The organism is Nonomuraea sp. NPDC048892 (assembly GCF_040649735.1).
GTDB lineage: Bacteria > Actinomycetota > Actinomycetes > Streptosporangiales > Streptosporangiaceae > Nonomuraea > Nonomuraea maheshkhaliensis.
Genome location: NZ_JBEZFZ010000003.1, coordinates 67,154 through 84,488, shown reverse-complemented (window position 1 = coordinate 84,488; position 17,335 = coordinate 67,154). Strand labels below are relative to the sequence as shown.

17 protein-coding genes are annotated in these 17,335 nt (G+C 71.0%); 13 read left to right on the top strand and 4 right to left on the bottom strand.

The features are described from left to right. The first annotated feature begins 63 nt into the window (after positions 1–63). The 6 genes from AB0C28_RS10160 to AB0C28_RS10135 are packed head-to-tail and all read left to right on the top strand — an operon-like array spanning position 64 to position 5,038. Positions 64–783: a DUF1838 family protein gene (locus tag AB0C28_RS10160; RefSeq protein WP_358073633.1), complete on the top strand. Its 720-nt coding sequence runs from the start codon at positions 64–66 to the stop codon at positions 781–783. Next, positions 780–1,184: an HIT family protein gene (locus AB0C28_RS10155; protein ID WP_357845034.1), complete on the top strand. Its 405-nt coding sequence runs from the start codon at positions 780–782 to the stop codon at positions 1,182–1,184. The genes AB0C28_RS10160 and AB0C28_RS10155 overlap by 4 nt, the downstream gene beginning before the upstream one ends. A 16-nt stretch (positions 1,185–1,200) precedes the next feature. Next, positions 1,201–2,382: a histidine kinase gene (locus AB0C28_RS10150; protein WP_357845037.1), complete on the top strand. Its 1,182-nt coding sequence runs from the start codon at positions 1,201–1,203 to the stop codon at positions 2,380–2,382. A 33-nt stretch (positions 2,383–2,415) separates the two neighbouring features. Next, the gene (locus tag AB0C28_RS10145) at positions 2,416–3,165 is read left to right on the top strand and encodes a LytTR family DNA-binding domain-containing protein (protein ID WP_106234564.1); all 750 of its coding nucleotides are present in this window, start codon (positions 2,416–2,418) and stop codon (positions 3,163–3,165) included. Further along, entirely contained in the window at positions 3,162–3,554 is a 393-nt protein-coding gene (locus tag AB0C28_RS10140; protein WP_357845041.1) for a hypothetical protein, read from the top strand. The genes AB0C28_RS10145 and AB0C28_RS10140 overlap by 4 nt, the downstream gene beginning before the upstream one ends. Further along, on the top strand, positions 3,551–5,038 hold the full coding sequence (locus AB0C28_RS10135; RefSeq protein WP_357845044.1) for a cation acetate symporter: 1,488 nt from the start codon (positions 3,551–3,553) through the stop codon (positions 5,036–5,038). Before AB0C28_RS10140 ends, AB0C28_RS10135 begins: the two co-directional genes overlap by 4 nt. On the opposite strand, the gene AB0C28_RS10130 is transcribed toward AB0C28_RS10135, so the two are convergent. Continuing rightward, entirely contained in the window at positions 5,035–7,353 is a 2,319-nt protein-coding gene (locus AB0C28_RS10130) for a helicase-associated domain-containing protein (RefSeq protein WP_358073632.1), read from the bottom strand. The genes AB0C28_RS10135 and AB0C28_RS10130 overlap by 4 nt on opposite strands. A gap of 189 nt (positions 7,354–7,542) precedes the next feature. Here AB0C28_RS10130 and AB0C28_RS10125 point away from each other — a divergent pair, with 189 nt between their 5' ends. Further along, complete coding sequence (locus AB0C28_RS10125) at positions 7,543–8,508, top strand: inositol monophosphatase family protein (protein ID WP_358073631.1); 966 nt, start codon at positions 7,543–7,545, stop codon at positions 8,506–8,508. On the opposite strand, the gene AB0C28_RS10120 is transcribed toward AB0C28_RS10125, so the two are convergent. From AB0C28_RS10120 to AB0C28_RS10110, 3 genes are all read right to left on the bottom strand, one after another. Continuing rightward, entirely contained in the window at positions 8,505–8,897 is a 393-nt protein-coding gene (locus tag AB0C28_RS10120; RefSeq protein ID WP_357845053.1) for a hypothetical protein, read from the bottom strand. The genes AB0C28_RS10125 and AB0C28_RS10120 overlap by 4 nt on opposite strands. Positions 8,898–8,906: 9 nt before the next feature. Next, complete coding sequence (locus AB0C28_RS10115) at positions 8,907–9,803, bottom strand: hypothetical protein (RefSeq protein ID WP_358073630.1); 897 nt, start codon at positions 9,801–9,803, stop codon at positions 8,907–8,909. A gap of 103 nt (positions 9,804–9,906) precedes the next feature. Beyond that, on the bottom strand, positions 9,907–10,902 hold the full coding sequence (locus tag AB0C28_RS10110) for a LacI family DNA-binding transcriptional regulator (protein ID WP_357845059.1): 996 nt from the start codon (positions 10,900–10,902) through the stop codon (positions 9,907–9,909). 11 nt (positions 10,903–10,913) lie between these two features. Here AB0C28_RS10110 and AB0C28_RS10105 point away from each other — a divergent pair, with 11 nt between their 5' ends. The 6 genes from AB0C28_RS10105 (at position 10,914) to AB0C28_RS10080 (ending at position 17,207) form a co-directional block, all read left to right on the top strand. Continuing rightward, positions 10,914–12,071, top strand: a complete 1,158-nt coding sequence (locus AB0C28_RS10105) for a PLP-dependent aspartate aminotransferase family protein (RefSeq protein ID WP_358073629.1) — start codon at positions 10,914–10,916, stop codon at positions 12,069–12,071. A gap of 57 nt (positions 12,072–12,128) precedes the next feature. Then, on the top strand, positions 12,129–13,391 hold the full coding sequence (locus AB0C28_RS10100; RefSeq protein WP_358073628.1) for a sugar ABC transporter substrate-binding protein: 1,263 nt from the start codon (positions 12,129–12,131) through the stop codon (positions 13,389–13,391). Then, positions 13,388–14,275, top strand: a complete 888-nt coding sequence (locus tag AB0C28_RS10095) for a sugar ABC transporter permease (RefSeq protein ID WP_357845068.1) — start codon at positions 13,388–13,390, stop codon at positions 14,273–14,275. The genes AB0C28_RS10100 and AB0C28_RS10095 overlap by 4 nt, the downstream gene beginning before the upstream one ends. After that, entirely contained in the window at positions 14,272–15,096 is an 825-nt protein-coding gene (locus tag AB0C28_RS10090; protein WP_357845071.1) for a carbohydrate ABC transporter permease, read from the top strand. Before AB0C28_RS10095 ends, AB0C28_RS10090 begins: the two co-directional genes overlap by 4 nt. A 204-nt stretch (positions 15,097–15,300) precedes the next feature. Beyond that, on the top strand, positions 15,301–15,591 hold the full coding sequence (locus AB0C28_RS10085) for a DUF485 domain-containing protein (RefSeq protein WP_357845074.1): 291 nt from the start codon (positions 15,301–15,303) through the stop codon (positions 15,589–15,591). A 17-nt stretch (positions 15,592–15,608) separates the two neighbouring features. After that, complete coding sequence (locus AB0C28_RS10080; protein ID WP_357845304.1) at positions 15,609–17,207, top strand: cation acetate symporter; 1,599 nt, start codon at positions 15,609–15,611, stop codon at positions 17,205–17,207. Positions 17,208–17,335: the final 128 nt, after the last annotated feature.

The following is a 17,335-nucleotide window of genomic DNA, read 5'->3' as shown; positions in this document are numbered from 1 at the left end:
TCCCCAACCATGTCCCCAACATAGCAACGCGGTGTCGCTAAGTGGTCGGCTAGTCTCCAGATCATGGACTTCATCCGGGTCCGCGCCTCGTCCGACGGCGCGGAGGTGATCTCGTACTGGACCGGCGACGTCTACGGCCACCAGGACGACGACGGGCCGCACCACCTGTTCGGGTTCGAGGGGCTCAACGTGGCCAGGGCGGTCGAGACCGGCACCGGCCGGCAGCTCCTGACCAGGGAGGCCGCGCTCTACCTCGATCCGGCGAGCAGGCAGGTGCTCGACACCTGGGACAACCCGTTCACCGGCCGCACGGTCGAGGTGCGCCACGTCTTCAACGACCCGGTCAACCAGCGGCTCGGCGCCTCCCCGGTGCCGGAGACGCGGTTCGGCGGCCAGATCGTCTACAACGTGGACGTGCGCCTGGCCTACCCCTCGCCGCTCAAGGTCGCCGACTATCCGGACAACTCGGCCAGTGACACCTACCGGGCGCTGGAGCTGTTCCAGTTCTTCGTCTCGGCCGCGGACCTGGAGTCCGGCGTGCCGGACGTCCCGTGCGTGTTCTCCTGGTGCCGGGTCTCGCCGTGGCTGCCGTGGATGGCGATGGGGCGGCGCGGCGGCGGGCTCGTCTACCACTGCAGGGGCGCCAAGGTGGCCGAGGTGCCCGAGCGGCTGCGCGAACGCGTCGGCGAGCACTTCCTGCACGCGCCCGAGCGCTGGTCGGAGCCCAACGTGACGAGCTGGACCGCCTTCAGGGACCACCCCACCCTGGGAGCCGGCCGGTGAGCGGCGACCTGTTCTGCGAGATCATCGCCGGTGAGCGGCCCGCCCACGTGGTGAGCTCCGACGAGGTGGCCGTCTCCTTCCTCGACGTCCGGCCGGTCTTCAAGGGCCATGTGCTGGTCGTGCCGCGCGTACACGTCGAGACGCTCACCGACCTGCGCGAGGTGGGCCCGTTCTTCGAGCGCGTCCAGGCCATGGCCCGCGCCGTCGAGGAGGGGCTGAAGGCCGGCGGCACGTTCGTCGCCATGAACAACCGGGTCAGCCAGAGCGTGGCCCACCTGCACGTGCACGTGGTGCCCCGGCAGAAGAAGGACGGCCTGCGCGGCTTCTTCTGGCCGCGCACCAAGTACGACTCCGCCGAGGAGGCCGAGTCCTACGCCGCCCTCATCGAGCAAGCTCTCTGAGCTAGGCTCAGGCGGCGTGGAATACCTGGTCGACGTGGTCGTCGTGGCGGTGCTCGTCGGCGTGCCGTCGATCGTGCTGTGGCGGGTCATGCGGGGCCGCAGGGAGCTGGGCACCAGCCCGGCGGAGCGGGCCACGTTCGAGACCCTGCACACCGCCTCGATGGCCGGGCCGCCGCTGCGGGCCGGCCTGACCGCGGACGGCGCCGAGCGCGCCTCGCGTCACCTGCGCGCCCTGCTCGGCTCGGCCGCCGTGGCCGTCACCGACGGCGAACGCCTGCTCGTCTACGACGGCGCCGGCGACGACCACCACGCCGAGCAGGCGTTCGAGCACGCGGCGGCCACCCTCAAGGACGGCCGCACCCAGGTCCTGACCATCGACTGCGACCTGCTCGAATGCCCCATCAGGCACGCCGTGGTCGTGCCCCTGACCACCGACGACCGCGTGGTCGGCGCGCTGGCCGCCTACGGGCAGAACACCTCGGCCGGGCTCGTCAGGGCCGCGCAGGAGGTCGCCGGCTGGGTGGACTCACAGCTGGAGCTGGCCGAGCTCGACCGCTCGCGCACTTTACTGATGGAGGCCGAGGTGCGGGCGCTGCGCGCGCAGATCTCCCCGCACTTCATCTACAACTCCCTCACCACGATCGCCTCCTTCGTCCGCACCGACCCCGAGCGGGCCAGGGAACTGCTGCTGGAGTTCGCCGACTTCACCCGCTACTCCTTCCGCAGGCATGGCGAGTTCACCACCCTGGCCGAGGAGCTGCGCTCGATCGACCGCTACCTGATCCTGGAGCGGGCCAGGTTCGGCGACCAGTTGCAGGTGACGCTGCGCATCGCGCCGGAGGTGCTGCCGGTGGCGGTGCCGTTCCTGTGCCTGCAGCCGCTGGTCGAGAACGCCGTCCGGCACGGGCTTGAGAGCAAGAACGGTGTCGGCCGGATCACGATCATCGCCGAGGACGCGGGCGCGGAGTGCCGCATCAGCGTCGAGGACGACGGGCTCGGCATGGACCCTGAGCGGCTGCGCCGCATTCTCGCAGGTGACATCGCTCCGGCGGGCGGCGTCGGGCTGGCGAACGTGGACGAGCGGCTGCGTCAGGTGTACGGCGACGAGTACGGTCTGGTCGTCGAAACGGCCGGCGGCGCGGGCACCAAGGTCAACATCAGGTTGCCGAAATATCACCCAGGCGTCTCTGCCCGTTGACCTCGATCTTTGTTGTCGGTTTAGTCACTGTCTATGGCACAACTCCGGGTACTGGCGGTTGATGATGAACTGCCGGCCCTCGAAGACCTGTCGTACCTCCTGCGCGCCGATCCCCGCATCGGCGAGGTGGCCACGGCCAGGGACGGCGCCGCGGCGCTACGGCTGCTCGACCGCGCCATCGCGGACGGGCGGCCGATCGACGCCGTGTTCCTCGACATCAGGATGCGCGGCCTGGACGGCGTCGTGCTCGGCCGGCTGCTGTCGCAGTTCGCCAACCCGCCCCGCGTGGTGTTCGTGACCGCGTACGAGGAGCACGCGGTGGACGCCTTCGAGATCAAGGCCGAGGACTACCTGCTCAAGCCCGTACGGCCGGAGCGGCTGGCCGAGGCGATCAGGCGGGTGGCGGTCTCGGCCGACGTGCCCGTCGAAGGCGGCGAGAGCGACACGATCCCGGTCGAACTGGGCGGGGTGACGCGATTCGTCTCCAGCGCCGACGTCATCTACGTGGAGGCGCACGGCGACTACGCGCGGCTGCACACCGCCGCGGGCAGCCACCTCGTCCGCATCCCGCTGGCCACGCTGGAGGAACGGTGGGCCTCCGCGGGCTTCATCCGGGTGCACCGCAGCCACCTGGTGGCCGTCAAACACATCGAGGAGCTGCACATCGACTCGGGCAGGTGCACCGTGCGCGTGGGCGAGACCGAGCTGCCGGTCAGCCGGCGGCACACCCGGGAGCTGCGCGACCTGCTGGTGCGGCGGGCCAGGAAGGGCAGGCAGGAATGAGCCAGGTACCGCGCCGCCGTGCCGACGTGCCCCGCCGCGTCACCGTCACCAGCCCCAGGACGGCCGCCGCCCGCCGGCCCCGCTATCCGGCCCTGCGCGAGATCGACGAGCAGACCCGGCTGGGCGAGGTCTACATGCACTCGCTGCTGCGCACCCAGTTCCGGCTGGCCCTGTTCGTCTGCACGGTGCTGGCCTGCGTGATCGGCGGCCTGCCGCTGCTGTTCCTGCTCCTGCCCGACCTGCGCGAGGTGCACCTGCTCGGCGTGCCGCTCCCGTGGGCGGTGCTGGGCGGGCTGCTCTACCCCGCCTTCGTCATCGGCGCCTGGCTCTACGTCCGCCAGGCCGAACGCAACGAGCGGCACTTCGCCGAGCTGGTCGAACGCCGATGAGCCTGGCGGCGGTGCTCGTGGTCATGCTGGCGGCCGTGCTCATCGGCGCGTTCGGCATCAGGTTCTCCCGCACCACCTCCGACTTCTACGTCGCCTCGCGCACGGTCAGTCCGCTCTGGAACGCCTCGGCCATCGGCGGCGAGTACCTGTCGGCGGCCTCGTTCCTGGGCATCGCCGGGCTCATCCTGTCCTTCGGCGTGGACATGCTGTGGCTGCCCGTCGGCTGGACCGGCGGCTACCTGGTGCTGCTGGTGCTGGTGTCGGCGCCGCTGCGGCGCTCGGGGGCGTACACGCTGCCCGACTTCGCCGAGGCCAGGCTGGAGTCGATGACCGTGCGCCGCACGGCGAGCGTGCTCGTCGTGCTCATCGGCGGGCTCTACCTGATGCCGCAGTTCCAGAGCGCCGGGCTCGTGCTGCGCACGATCACCGGCGCGCCCGTGTGGGTCGGCGGGCTGCTCGTCGCCGTCGTCGTGGCGGTGAACGTGCTGTCGGGCGGCATGCGCTCGATCACGTTCGTGCAGGCGTTCCAGTACTGGCTGAAGCTGACCGCGCTGGCCGTGCCGCTGGTCTTCCTGCTGCTGGCCTGGCGGGCCGACGGCGCGCCCGCCGTGAGCGCCGCGGACGCGCTCACCTGGCAGATGCCGCTGGGCGGGGTGAGGGAGTACGGGCTCTACTCGACGTACTCGCTGATCCTGGCCACGTTCCTGGGCACCATGGGGCTGCCGCACGTGCTCGTCCGCTTCTACACCAACCCCGACGGCCGGGCCGCGCGCCGTACGACGCTGGTCGTGCTCTCGCTGCTCGGCGCGTTCTACCTGCTGCCCGCCGTGTACGGCTGGCTGGGCCGCATGTACGCCCCCGACCTCGTCCGTACCGACACGGTGGTGCTCACGCTGCCCGCCCGCATGATCGGCGGCACCCTCGGCGACCTGCTCACCGCCCTGGTCACCGCGGGGGCGTTCGCCGCGTTCCTGTCCACGTCCTCGGGGCTCACCGTGTCCGTGGCAGGCGTGATCGCCCAGGACCTGCTCAAGGGTGGGGTGCGCTCGTTCAGGATCGCCACCCTGATGGCGGTGGCGGTGCCGCTGGCCCTGGCGCTGTGGGCGCGGGCGCTGCCGGTGGCGGACGTGGTGGGGCTGGCCTTCGCCGTGGCGGCCTCGTCGTTCTGCCCGCTGCTCGTCCTCGGCATCTGGTGGCGCCGCCTGACCACGACAGGGGCTCTGGCCGGGCTCTTCGTCGGTGGCGGGCTGGCCTGCGCGGCGGTCCTCGCGACCATCATCGGCGGCCCGGCGTCCGGCCTGGCCGGCGCCCTGCTCGCGCAGCCGGCGGCGTGGACCGTGCCGATCGCGTTCGCGGTGATGGTGGCCGTGTCGTTCCTGACCCCGCACCGGGTGCCGCCCGGCACGGCCAGGACCATGGTCAGGCTGCACACCCCGGAGAACCTCGACCTCGACCGCGGCGACTGGCGGCCCCGCTCGTCCTAGCTCTGCAGGAGGTACGCCTTCTTGATCTTGGCCCGCTCCATCCGGTGGACTTCGTCGCAGTCGTGGCAGTAGCCGATGACCGTGCCCGGCCCGAACTCCAGGTCGTCCATGTAGTGCTCGCCCCGCTTCCAGACGATCACGATCGGCTCGCCGGTCACGGCCGCGTCCTGGAGCGCCTGCTCGGCCGAGCCGGGCGCGGGCCGGTCGGGACTTCCGAGCATGAGCAGGGCGGCGGCCTCGGCGTCGAAGCCTGCCTCGCCGGGGTCCGGCTCAACGGGCAGGCGCCGACGCTCGGGGCGTTCGGCCTGGATCGTCCCGTCGGCGGCTATGCCGACCGGGGCGTGACCGGCCTGCCGCAGCAGCCGCAGCGTCTCGCCGGGAGGCAGCGTGCCGAGCGCGACCGTCGGCGCGATCCGCCGCAGGCCCGCCTTGCGCAGCGCCTTCGCGGCGCACAACTCGGTGATGACGGCGGGGTCGTCGGCGATCACGACGGACGGGGCCGCGCCGACCTTGACGGTGCCGTGCCTGCGGGCCGTGTCGGTGATCAGGTAGCTCAGCGGCTGCGGGATCGCCTTGGCGGCGAAACGGGCCAGCCCTGACAGCAGCGTCTCGGCGTCCGTGCCCTGGTCGAGCGCCCTGCGCACGCTCGACTCCGAGAAGCGCCACACGCTCGCCCGGTCGCGCGATTCGAGGTCGGCGGCCAGGTCGAGGAAGGCGGCCAGCTCGGGGGAGGGGGCGCCGGTGACGACGGCGGTCAGGTCGTTCTGCAGGGTCACGGTCGTGACCGGGGCGGGGAAGAGCGCGTCCACGTCGCCGGAGCCGGGCGGGGTGTGTCCGGGTGTCGTGTGCGTCCCGCCGGGGTCGGCCAGGGTGTGTCCGGGTGCCGGGTGCGCTCCACGGGAGTCGAGCAGGGCCCGTCCGAGCGTCGTGAGTGCCCCGCCGGACACGATGCCGAGCCACTCGGCCTCGCGCAGGGCCGCGGCGACGAACGTGCCGGCCGCCTCCGGCACCTCCGCCATCGCCCGCGTGCGCCAGGCCACCGCCTCGCGCATCCTGTCCGCGTCCGCGCCCATGCCAGGAGGCAGCGTACGCAGCGTCTGGAGCACCGCGCGCCGGATCCGGCCCGCCTCGCAGGCGAACCCGTACGGCGGCGGCAGCGGCGTCATGTGCTCCTCGCAGCACCCCACGACGCGGTGCGTGGGCGCCTGCGGCAGCCGCAGCCAGCTCTCGGCCAGCACCCGCCACCTCCGGCCCGCAGGACGCTCCAGCCAGTCGTCCAGGAACGTGGTGGCGATCAGCCGCTCGCCCTGCTCCGAGCCGATCAGGTCGGCCTCGAAGGTGACGTCCAGCCAGAGCACCGCCTCCGGTTCCGGCAGGCCGAGCGCCTTGGCCACCCGCCTGACCTCGCGCACGCCCACGCCGCCCGCCTTCAGCTCGGCCACGGACTCCGTGGCGGCCAGCTCCGCCAGGGCCCGCGCCCGCTCGATCGCGGTCAGCGCCGTGTCCACGCCGTCGCTCGGGGGGACAGGGCCGGCCGGCACGTGGGGCTGCCCGGTCAGCGCCGGCTTCCAGCCGTCGCCGCGCAGGGCCAGCGCGATCTCCCTGGGCAGCTCGTACTCCCAGCCGTCGCGGATCACGAACCCGGCCTGCACCAGGCGCTCGACGGGCTGCGAACGGGGGACGGGACCGTAACCGAACTGCGTGCCGGCCAGCACGGGAGGCCCTGCGGCCATGGACTCCAGCAAGGCACGCGCCTGCGCCGGCAGCCGGGCCGCGCGGGCGCGCACCGCCGTGCCGTCGGCCAGCAGCTCCTCGGCCTGACGCACCAGGTCGGCCTTGCGCCCCGCGGGCTGCCCGCCGAACGTCCTGACGATCGTCTTCAGCGTCTCGGCCGTGACCGTCTTCCCGAACTCCCGCAGCGGCCGGCCCAGCCCGAACGGATGCTGCCAGAGGCCGGCGGGGTGACGCGAGCGCACAGTGCCGCTGCCGGGGCCGCTGCCGGGGCCGCTGCCGGGGCCGCCGCTGGGGCCGCCGTCGAGCGTCATCAGGCCGTGCCCCGCCAGCGTGTCCAGCACCTCGCCGAGCCGGCCGAGAGGGTCGTGCAGCCGGGCGGCCAGCGTCTCGCGGGTGGCCGCGCCGCCCGCCGCCTGGACGGCCTGGCTGACGACGTGGCAGTCGGCGTCGAGGTCGAGCAGGACGGGAATGGCCAGCTCGGGCCGCTCCAGCAGCCGTTCGAGCAATTCTACGGAGGGCACCTCGGCGAGCTCGGGCCTGTTGCGGAGGATCTGGGTCAGCGCCGAGGGGAGAAGAGCCACGGTCCGACTTTAGTTCGCCGGGTGACGTCCCGCCGCCCCGATCACGAGACCCGGCCGTACGGATGGCCATAACGGTGAGTGAGACTCTGCTGACTGCGGGGGTATGACGAGGGCGGGGCCGCCTCCATGTGACGGGACTTCACGTGACGGATTCCTGGGGAGCGGCTTTCCCGGAGAGGGAGGACGGCGATGCCGGCGACGGACGGACCCGAACGACCCGACGATCCCGCACCCACCCTGGAGCCACGAGATCATGGCTCCTCCGGGCGGCGGCGGATCGGCTCCTCGGTGCCGCAGGGGCGTGGGTGGGTGGCCGGGGTGCCCGTGCAGGCTCATCCCGCGCTGGCCGCGGCCGCGGTGGCGGCGCTGGAGGCGTACGCCGACGCCACCGCCGAGCACGACCGCGCCACCCTGGCCGAGGTCGTGGCGGAGGGCGCCGACGGCACGCCCACCATGCGCATCGACCTGCTGGTGGAGAACGCCATCCTGGCCGCGCTGTCGCGCCATCCGGTCAACGTGCTGACCGAGGAGACCGGCTGGGTCGACAACGGCTCGGCGCTGACCCTGGTCATGGACCCCGTGGACGGCTCCAACAACGCCGCCGCCGGCGTGCCCCTGTCCGCGTTCTCGGCCGCCGTGGCCGTGGACGACGCGTTCATCGAGGGGCTGACCGTGTGGCTGGACACCGGGCGGAGCTGGTGGGCGAAGGCGGGCACGCCGTCCCCGCTGCGCACCACCGGCCGCACGTCCCTGCCCGGTGCGGCCGTCTCCCTGCTGCGCCCCCATCCCGCCGACCCGGGGGCGGCGTCGGCGTGGTGGGAGGTGGCGCGCCGGGCGGGGCGCGTACGGATCCTGTCCACGAGCTGCCTGGAGGGCGCCCTGGTCGCTCAGGGGGCGACGGACGCGTTCGCCGACGCCGCCACGGACACGCACCGGCTGGTGGACATCGCCGCCTCCGTGGTGCTGGCCGAGGCGGGTGGCGGGGCGGTCAGGGACGTGTTCGGCCGCCCGATCGTCCTGGACACCGACCTGACCAGGCGCTGGAGCGGTGTGGTCGCGGCCAGCGCGGAACTGGCCGACGAACTGGCCACGGTCCTCCACGACGCCTACGAAACCGGCCGCACCACTCATCCCGGCCCGGGCACCCCGGTCTAGCGTTCAGCCGGAGGCTGGGGCCCGGGTCCAGGTGCGGGCCGGGTGGGGGATCGGGGCCGAGGCTTGGGCGCCGGCTGGGCTGGTGGCCGGGGTTCCGGTGCGGGCCGTGACGGCGAATCGGGCCGGGGCTCGGGCGGGAGGCCAGAGCCGGGCGGTGGGGCGGTCAGGCGGGCGGCGATGCGGAAGTCGAGCTGGATGTCGTGATAAGTCACGCCGGCCGCCACCTGGGCGGGCAGGTTCGTGCGGTCGCTGCCCGAGGCGTGCTCCCCGGCCGGCTCCGTCTCCGCGTGCGTGCTCACCTCGGGGCGTGCACGGAAGCGGAGCTCACGTGCCCTCACCGAGGCCCTGATCTCGACGTCGGGCACGGCCGGGCGCTCAGGAACCGGCACGGCGGGTCCTCACTTACGCCTGGGATGACGCTTGGCCGCGTGTCCCGGGCCGCCGGTGAGGTGGTCGAGCCAGTCGCGGCCGGCCCTGAAGGTCCTGCGGGCCAGGGCGGCGGCCAGCTCGGGCGCGCTCATCGCCTCCACCTCGTGCCCCGCAGCCGTCCCCGCCGCCGTCCCCTCCTCCGGCCTCGTGCCGCCGGGCTTCTCGACGACAGGCCCGGCCCCCACCGCCGCATCCCGCACGACCTCTCCGGCTCCGGGGCCGACGTCCCGCGCGACCTCCCTGGCCCCGGTCCCGACGTCTCGCACCGCCTCTCCGGCTCCGGGCGCGACGTTCCGTACGACCTCTCCGGCCTCTGCCCCGACGTCCCGCACCGTGCCACCGGGGCCCGTGCCCACGTCTCGTACGACCTCCCCGGCCCCGGCCCCGACGTCACGGACCGCCGCGCCCGCGCCCGCCCCCACGTCCCGTACGGCGCCCCCGGTGCCGGCCCCGAGGTCGCGGACCGCGTGGCCGGCGCCCACGCCCACGTCGCGCACCGCGTGCCCCGCCCCGGCCCCGAGGTCGTGGACGGCGGACCCGAGCTCGCGCGTCACGTGCTCAAGGATCTGCGGGTTGTCGTCGATGGTGGTCAGCACCCGGTCGATGATGCGCGCGACGTTGTCCAGCCGCACCTGCAGCACCGCCTGCGCCTCCACGCCCTTGATCGTCAGGTTGACGCTCCCCAGCACCACGTCCGCGCCCACGTTCAGCCTGAGCAGATCCAGCACCTCGGCCTGCAGCGACACCTTGGCCCGCAGGTCCTGCACGTCCAGGACGAGCTCCTCGACCTTGACCATGGGCACGTCCAGGTAGACGTCCGGATCGGCGGCCTCCCACGAGGTCTCGGCATCGTCGCTCTCGGACATCGCTCTTCTCCTTGAGCCGGCCCCGAAGTCGTACAGCCGGGTGGCTACCCGCCCAGGGGACGATTCAGACGAGGGCATGCAGAGACCTGACCTCGTCTTGGAATCAGGCCGGGATTTCTCCCGAGCCGCGCGCCACGAGCTCGACCGGCACCTTCACCCGCCGCGCCACCCGCGACGGGTTGAGCAGGAGGTCGACCGCGCTGCGGGCCAGCCGGGCGACGTCGTAGCGGACCACGGTGACGCCGGGGTTGAACACGTCGGCGAGGGCGAAGTCGTCGAACCCCACGTACGCCGGCCGCTCGGGCCGCTCCCGCAGGGCTTGCAGGATCCCGATCGCGGCCCGGTTGTTGGTGGCGAAGAACGCGGTCGGCGGCTCGGGCAGGCCGAGCAGCCTGGTGACCTCGTGGGCGACCCGCGCGGGCTCGAACACCCCGCACACCACGAGCTCGTCGTCGGCCGCCACCCCGGCCCCGGCCAGCGCCGTACGGTAGCCGATGGCCCGGTCGTGCACCGAGCTCAGCCCGTCGTCGTCGGAGATCAGCGCGATGCGGCGGTGCCCGTGGGCCAGCAGGTGCTCGGTGGCGGCCCGGCCGCCCCACACGTCGTCGAGCAGGACCACGTCGGCCGCCTGCAGCCCGGACGGCACCCGGTCCACGAACACGGTGGTGAGGCCGGCGTGCTCGGCCAGCCAGCCGTGGTCGGCCGCCGAGGGGACGATGATGAGGGAGTCGACGCCCCGCGCGTACATGGACTCGATGAGCATGCGCTCCTTGGCGGAGCTCTCCTCGTACGAGCCGAACACGACCAGCGCCTCGTGCTCGGCGGAGGCGGCCTCGACGGCGGCGGCCAGGCGGGAGTAGAACTCGTTGGAGATGTTCTCCATGACCAGCCCCAGCGTCAGCATGGTCGCGCCCCTGGCCAGCCGGGCGGCGGCCTCGTTGCGGCGGTAGCCGAGCGCGCTGATCGCCGCCTGCACCCGCTGCTGCAGGGACGTCCTGACGTGCGGCTCCTGGTTGACCACCCGGGAGACGGTCTTGAGACTCACGCCCGCGTGCCTGGCCACGTCGGCCATCGTCGGCTTAGGCGTGCGAGCTGTCATAGTCTGCCCCCATGGATGACGATTGGATCTGTAGCCGGTTGGGCGAGGACGAGCCGTGGGTGCTGGGCGCGGTCAACCCGCCGGTGTACGAGAACTCGGTGTTCACGTTCGAGACCGCGGAGGAACTCGGCGAGGCGATCAAGAACGAGGACGAGCGCTACGTCTACTGGCGGGGGACCAACCCGACGGTCGACCTCGCCCAGCGTAAGCTCGCGGCGCTCGAGCGGGGAGAGCGGGCGAAGTGTTTCGGCTCGGGCATGGGCGCCATCTCGGCGACGATCTCCTCCCTCGTGTCGGCCGGCGACCACGTGCTGGTGCTGGGCGCGGTCTATGGACCCACCACCCAGTTCCTGCGCTATCTGGAGAAGTTCGGGGTCACGCACACGCATGTAGAGGACCTCGCGCAATGTGACAGCGCAATCAGGGGGAGCACCCGCCTACTCTACTTCGAGTCCCCTTCCTACATGGCCTACCAGGTCGTGGACATCGCCGGGATCACCGCGTGGGCGCGGGAGCACGGGCTGGTGTCGGTGATGGACAACACCTGGTCCACGCCGCTGTTCCAGAAGCCGCTGACGATGGGGGTGGACCTCGTCGTGCACTCGCTGTCGAAGTACATCGGCGGGCACAGCGACCTGGTGGGCGGGGTCGTCGTGGGCTCCGCCCGGCTGGTCAGGCCGCTGGCGCTGACCGAGTACCAGCTCTACGGGGCCGCCATGTCGCCGCACGACGCGGCCAAGGTGATCAAGGGCCTGCGCACGCTGCCGGTCCGGATGGCGGCGCACCAGGAGCGGGGCCTGGCGGTGGCGGCCTTCCTGAACGATCATCCGGGGGTGCGGGCGGTGAACCATCCGGGGCTGCCGTCGCATCCGGGGCACGCGATCGCGCTGCGGCAGATGTCGGGGTTCTCCAGCCTGTTCAGCGTGGAGCTCGACACGGAGTCGCGGGAGAAGGTCTCAGCTTTTCTCGATAAATTGCGACATTTCAGGATCGGGGTGTCGTGGGGTGGGTTCGAGAGCCTGGTGAACGCACCCGCGCTGACCACCGAGGAGAGCGTGCGGGCCACGATGGGCATCCCCGTCGGTCTGGTGCGGCTCTCGGTCGGCCTGGAGCCCGCGGACACTTTGATCAAGGACCTTGGTCTGGCGCTTGAGGGGCTGGTCGCCTAGGTTGGCTCACAGCGCGTGACTGACAGCGCTGTCTAGAACCATCGCGGGAGGCTCGTCGTGAGAAACCCCCTCCTCCTGGCGGCCGTGGTCGCCGTGACGCTGGTGTCCGCCGGATGCGGCGGCTTCGGCTCGTCGTCCTCGGGCGAGATACGGCTGCGGATGATCGAGAGCCTGACCAGCCCGGAACGTACGAAGCTCATCAGGTCCCTGATCGCCGACTTCGAGAAGGCCAACCCCGGCGTCACCGTCGAACTCGTCTCCCCGCCCCTCGACAGCGCCGACCAGAAGATCACCCAGATCCTGCAGACGAAGAAGGACCTGGACGTGCTGGAAGTGCGCGACCACACGGCCAAGTCCTTCTCCAACAACGGCTGGCTGGCCGAGCTGCCCACCACGGACTGGGCCGGCTGGTCGGACCTGACCGAGCTGGCCCAGAAGAAGGCGGTCGAGGTCGGCGGCAAGCCCTACCTGATCCCGTACGGGTTCTACCAGCGGACCCTGTTCTACCGGACCGACTACGGCATGACCAAGCCCCCGACTACTTGGCAGGAGCTGTACGAGGCGGGCAAGCAGATGACCTCGGGCGACCGCTTCGGCTACTCGTTCAGAGGCGGCAAGGGCGGGGCCGACTACGCGGTGATGATGATCAGCGCGTACAACGGCGAAGCCCTGGATCCCGAAAAATCCTTCTATCTGAAGGACAAGCGGACGATCTTCTCGACCCCGGAGGCCGCCCAGGCCCTCGACCTCTACGTGAAGATCTTCAAGGAGGCGTCGCCCCCCGACTCCGTCTCCTGGGGCTACCCCGAGATGGTCCAGGGCTTCACCTCGGGCGTCACCGGCATGCTCATCCAGGACCCGGAAGTGATCAAGACGGTCGAGGAGAGCGGCGTCACGGCCTGGTCCACCGCCCCCATCCCCAAGGGCCCGAGCGGGTACGCCTACCAGCCCGTCGGCTACGCCGGCTGGGGCGCGACCTCCTTCACCAAGCACCCGAAGGAGGCGGTCAAGCTGGTGCAGTTCCTGTCGGAGGCCAAGCAGAGCATCGCCTTCGCCAAGGGCAACTCGCTCATCCCGATCTCCAAGCAGGCCCAGAGCGACCCGCAGTTCTCGCAGGGCGCGTGGAAGGCGTACCTGGAGGCCCAGCAGGACCCCAAGCAGGTGATCACGATCAGGCCGGTCGACTACCCCGGCTGGAGCCAGTTCCTGGTCGACTCCGACCGTGACGTCCAGGCCCTGATCACCGGCAAGAAGAGCACGGCCGAGGTGCTGAAGGCGTGGGACGCCTTCTGGGCGGACCAGGCCAAGAAGGTGTCGTGAACCGCGCCTTCACCGTCCGCAGGGCCCGGTTCATCGCGCTGTGCCTGCTGCCTGGCGTGGTGTTCGTGGTGCTGTTCACGTACTACCCGATGATCCGCGGCGCGGTGATCGCGTTCCAGCGCTACAACCTGTTCGACCTGACCTCGACGCCCTTCGTCGGCCTGGAGAACTTCCGGGCCGTCCTGGGGGAGGAGCGGTTCTGGACGGCGCTGCGCAACACCGGCACGTGGGTCGCCGTGTCGCTGTTCTTCCAGTTCTTCCTCGGCTTCGGGCTGGCGCTGCTGCTGCGGCGCCACTTCCGGGGCCGGGGGCTCTACCAGGCGTGGGTCTTCTTCCCCTGGGCGATGTCGGGGTTCCTGATCGGGCTGCTGTGGCGGTGGATGTTCAACGGCCAGTTCGGCGTGATCAACGACCTGCTGCTCAAGACGGGGCTCATCGACGGGCGCATCGGCTTCCTGGCCACGCCGGGCTGGGCGATGACCTCGGTGATCGTGGCCAACATCTGGTACGGCGTCACGTTCTTCGCCATCATGATCATGGCCGCGCTGCAGTCGGTGCCCAAGGAGCTCTACGAGGCGGCCTCCGTCGACGGGGCTTCCCGGCTGCGCCAGTTCTGGCACGTCACGCTGCCGCACATCAGGCCCACCCTGGCGCTGATCGTGCTGCTGCGGATCATCTGGATCCTCAACTTCCCCGACCTGATCTACTCCATGACCGGCGGCGGCCCGGCCGGCAGCACCGACATCATCACCACGTTCCTCATCCAGCAGGTCATCGGCGGCGACTACGGCCGGGCGGGCGCGGTCGGCCTGCTCATCCTGGGCCTGCTGCTGGCCTTCAGCGTCTTCTACCTGAACGCCACGAGATTCGAGAAGGCCCGATGAGGCGGCTCGCGCTCACGGCCAAGGTCGTCGTGCTCGGCGCCTGGCTGCTGATCACCCTGTTCCCGCTGTACTGGATCGTCGTCACCTCGCTGAAGCCCAAGCCGGAGATCTTCTCGGTGCCGCTGCGGTACTGGCCGGCGAACCCGACCTTCGAGCACTACGCCGAGTTGTTCTCGTTCGCCGACTTCGGCGCGTACCTGCTCAACTCCCTGCTCGTCTCGCTCGCCGCCGCCGCGGCGGTGACCGCGATCGGCGTGCTGGGCGGCTACACGCTGGCCCGCTTCGCCTTCCCCGGGCGCGGCATGCTGATGCTGGCGTTCCTGGTCACCCAGATGATCCCGCTGTTCATCGCGCTCGGGCCGCTCTACCTGCTGATGTCCGACCTCGACCTGCTCAACCGCCTGTCGGGGCTGATGCTGGTGTACGTGGCCATGCTGGTGCCGTTCGCCACGATCATCATGCGCGGCTTCTACGAGCGGGTGCCGGTGGCGCTGGAGGAGGCCGCGCAGGTGGACGGCGCCTCCCGGCTGGTGGCGATGGTGCGGGTGGTCATCCCGGTGATGCTGCCGGGGATCGCGGCCACGTTCATCTTCGCGTTCGTGCAGTGCTGGAACGAGCTGTTCCTGGCGATCACGTTCATCGACAGCGAGGACGCGAAGACGATCCCGGTGGCGATGAACTCCTTCATCACCCAGTACGACATCGACTGGGGCTCGATGGCCGCGGCCACGGTCGTGTCGGTGGTGCCCACGCTGGTGTTGTTCGCCGCGATCCGGCGCTACATCGTCGAGGGACTGACGGCTGGAGCCGTAAAGGGGTGATTGGGATAGCCGACCGCTCATCGCGCTAGACGGACCTTTCACCGCAGGCCATCCCCAACTAATCGCCCGCCCGCAGCGGCTCGGCGAACAACCCTCCTTGGGATCTCCACGACAGGTAGGTTGCGCTCTTACGTTGGGCGTGATCCGCATCACAGTGGAGGTCTCGTGACGACACAAGAACATGACGCATCGGTCTATGAGCAAATGCAGGAGAGAAGTGAGTTCCAGGAACTGAAACGGCGCTTCCGCCGCTGGACTTTCCCCATGACCGTGGCGTTCCTCGTCTGGTACCTGCTCTACGTGGTGCTGTCCGGCTGGGCGCGCGGGTTCATGGCCATCGAGCTGATCGGTGAGATCAACGTGGGGCTCGTCTTCGGGCTGCTGCAGTTCCTCTCCACGTTCCTCATCGCGTGGGCGTACGCCAGGCACGCGGAGAAGGTGCTCGACCCGATCGCCGACAAGCTGCGCCACGAGGTGGAGGAGGAGACCCAGTGACCTCGACGACCCTGGGGATGATCCTCTTCCTCACCTTCGTGGCCGCCACCCTGGCGATCACCTTCTGGGCGAGCCGTCAGACCAAGACCGCCGCCGACTACTACGCCGGCGGCCGGTCGTTCAGCGGCGTGCAGAACGGCCTGGCGATCGGCGGCGACTACATGTCGGCCGCGTCCTTCCTCGGCATCGCGGGCATCATCGCGCTGTCCGGCTACGACGGGTTCCTGTACTCCATCGGGTTCCTGGTCGCCTGGCTGGTGGCGCTGCTGCTGGTGGCCGAGCTGATGCGGAACTCCGGCAAGTTCACCATGGCCGACGTGCTGGCCTTCAGGATGAGCCCGCGCCCGGTCCGCACCGCGGCCGGCGTGTCCACGATCGTGGTCAGCATCTTCTACCTGCTGGCGCAGATGGTGGGCGCGGGCGCGCTGGTCGGTTTGCTGCTCGGCATCGACAGCCCGGCCGGCAAGGCGTGGACGATCGTCGGCGTCGGCGCCCTGATGATCGTGTACGTGGTCTTCGGCGGCATGAAGGGCACCACCTGGGTCCAGATCGTCAAGGCCGTGCTGCTCATGAGCGGCGCCGCCCTGGTGACGCTGCTGGTGCTGGGCAAGTTCGGCTTCAACCTGTCGGCCCTGCTCGGCCAGGCGGCCACGGTCAGCGGCCCCAAGGCCAACCCCGAGGCGTTCCTCAGCCCGGGCCAGAAGTACGGCACCGAGGCGCAGGGCCTGGCGGGCAAGATCGACCTGATCAGCCTGGGCCTGGCCCTGGTGCTGGGCACGGCGGGTCTGCCGCACATCCTGATCCGCTTCTACACCGTTCCCACCGCGAAGGACGCCCGCAAGTCGGTTCTGTGGGGCATCGGCATCATCGGCGTCTTCTACCTCCTGACCCTGGTCCTCGGCTTCGGCGCGGCGGCCCTGGTCGGCAAGACGGCGATCGCCGAGGGAGACGCGGCGGGCAACACCGCGGCGCCGATGCTGGCGCAACGGATCGGCGAGGAGATCTTCGGCTCGTTCGGCGGCACGATCCTGCTGGCGCTGATCGGAGCCGTGGCCTTCGCCACGATCCTGGCCGTGGTCGCCGGGCTCACGCTGGCCTCCTCCTCCAGCTTCTCGCACGACCTGTACGCGCACGTCTTCAAGCGCGGCCAGGCCAGCGAGCGCCAGGAGGTCGTGGTGGCCCGCATCTCCGCCTTCGTCATCGGCGCGGTCGCGATCGGCCTGGGCATCCTCGCCCAGGGCCAGAACGTGGCGTTCCTGGTGGCGCTGGCGTTCGCGGTGGCGGCCTCGGGCAACCTGCCGGCGATCCTCTACAGCCTGTTCTGGAAGAGGTTCAACACGGCCGGCGCGGTCGCGGCCATCTACGGCGGCCTGGTCTCCGCGCTGGCGCTGGTGATCTTCTCGCCCGTGGTGTCCGGCGGTCCGACGGCGCTGTTCAAGACGGCCGACTTCGTCATCTTCCCGCTGAGCAACCCCGGCATCGTCTCCATCCCGCTGGGCTTCCTGTGCGGCTACATCGGCACCGTGCTCAGCAAGGAGTACAACGCGGCCAAGTACGCCGAGATCGAGGTCCGCTCGCTCACCGGCGTCGGCGCGGAGAAGGCGTCGAAGCACTGACCCTGCTCGGCAACCACAGCAGGGCTTGACCAACAGGGCGCCCGTACCCCCCCTGCCCCTGGGGCGCCTGCCCGATGAGGGTCCGGCCGGACTTCCCGGCCGGGCCCTCTCGCGTGTGCGGGATCGCC

Coding starts and splice junctions, on each gene's coding strand:
- AB0C28_RS10160 (WP_358073633.1), top strand. CDS start 64: ATGGACTTCATCCGGGTCCGCGCCTCGTCCGACGGCGCGGAGGTGATC.
- AB0C28_RS10145 (WP_106234564.1), top strand. CDS start 2,416: ATGGCACAACTCCGGGTACTGGCGGTTGATGATGAACTGCCGGCCCTC.
- AB0C28_RS10140 (WP_357845041.1), top strand. CDS start 3,162: ATGAGCCAGGTACCGCGCCGCCGTGCCGACGTGCCCCGCCGCGTCACC.
- AB0C28_RS10135 (WP_357845044.1), top strand. CDS start 3,551: ATGAGCCTGGCGGCGGTGCTCGTGGTCATGCTGGCGGCCGTGCTCATC.
- AB0C28_RS10125 (WP_358073631.1), top strand. CDS start 7,543: ATGCCGGCGACGGACGGACCCGAACGACCCGACGATCCCGCACCCACC.
- AB0C28_RS10115 (WP_358073630.1), bottom strand. CDS start 9,803: ATGTCCGAGAGCGACGATGCCGAGACCTCGTGGGAGGCCGCCGATCCG.
- AB0C28_RS10110 (WP_357845059.1), bottom strand. CDS start 10,902: ATGACAGCTCGCACGCCTAAGCCGACGATGGCCGACGTGGCCAGGCAC.
- AB0C28_RS10105 (WP_358073629.1), top strand. CDS start 10,914: ATGGATGACGATTGGATCTGTAGCCGGTTGGGCGAGGACGAGCCGTGG.
- AB0C28_RS10090 (WP_357845071.1), top strand. CDS start 14,272: ATGAGGCGGCTCGCGCTCACGGCCAAGGTCGTCGTGCTCGGCGCCTGG.
- AB0C28_RS10085 (WP_357845074.1), top strand. CDS start 15,301: ATGCAGGAGAGAAGTGAGTTCCAGGAACTGAAACGGCGCTTCCGCCGC.
- AB0C28_RS10080 (WP_357845304.1), top strand. CDS start 15,609: ATGATCCTCTTCCTCACCTTCGTGGCCGCCACCCTGGCGATCACCTTC.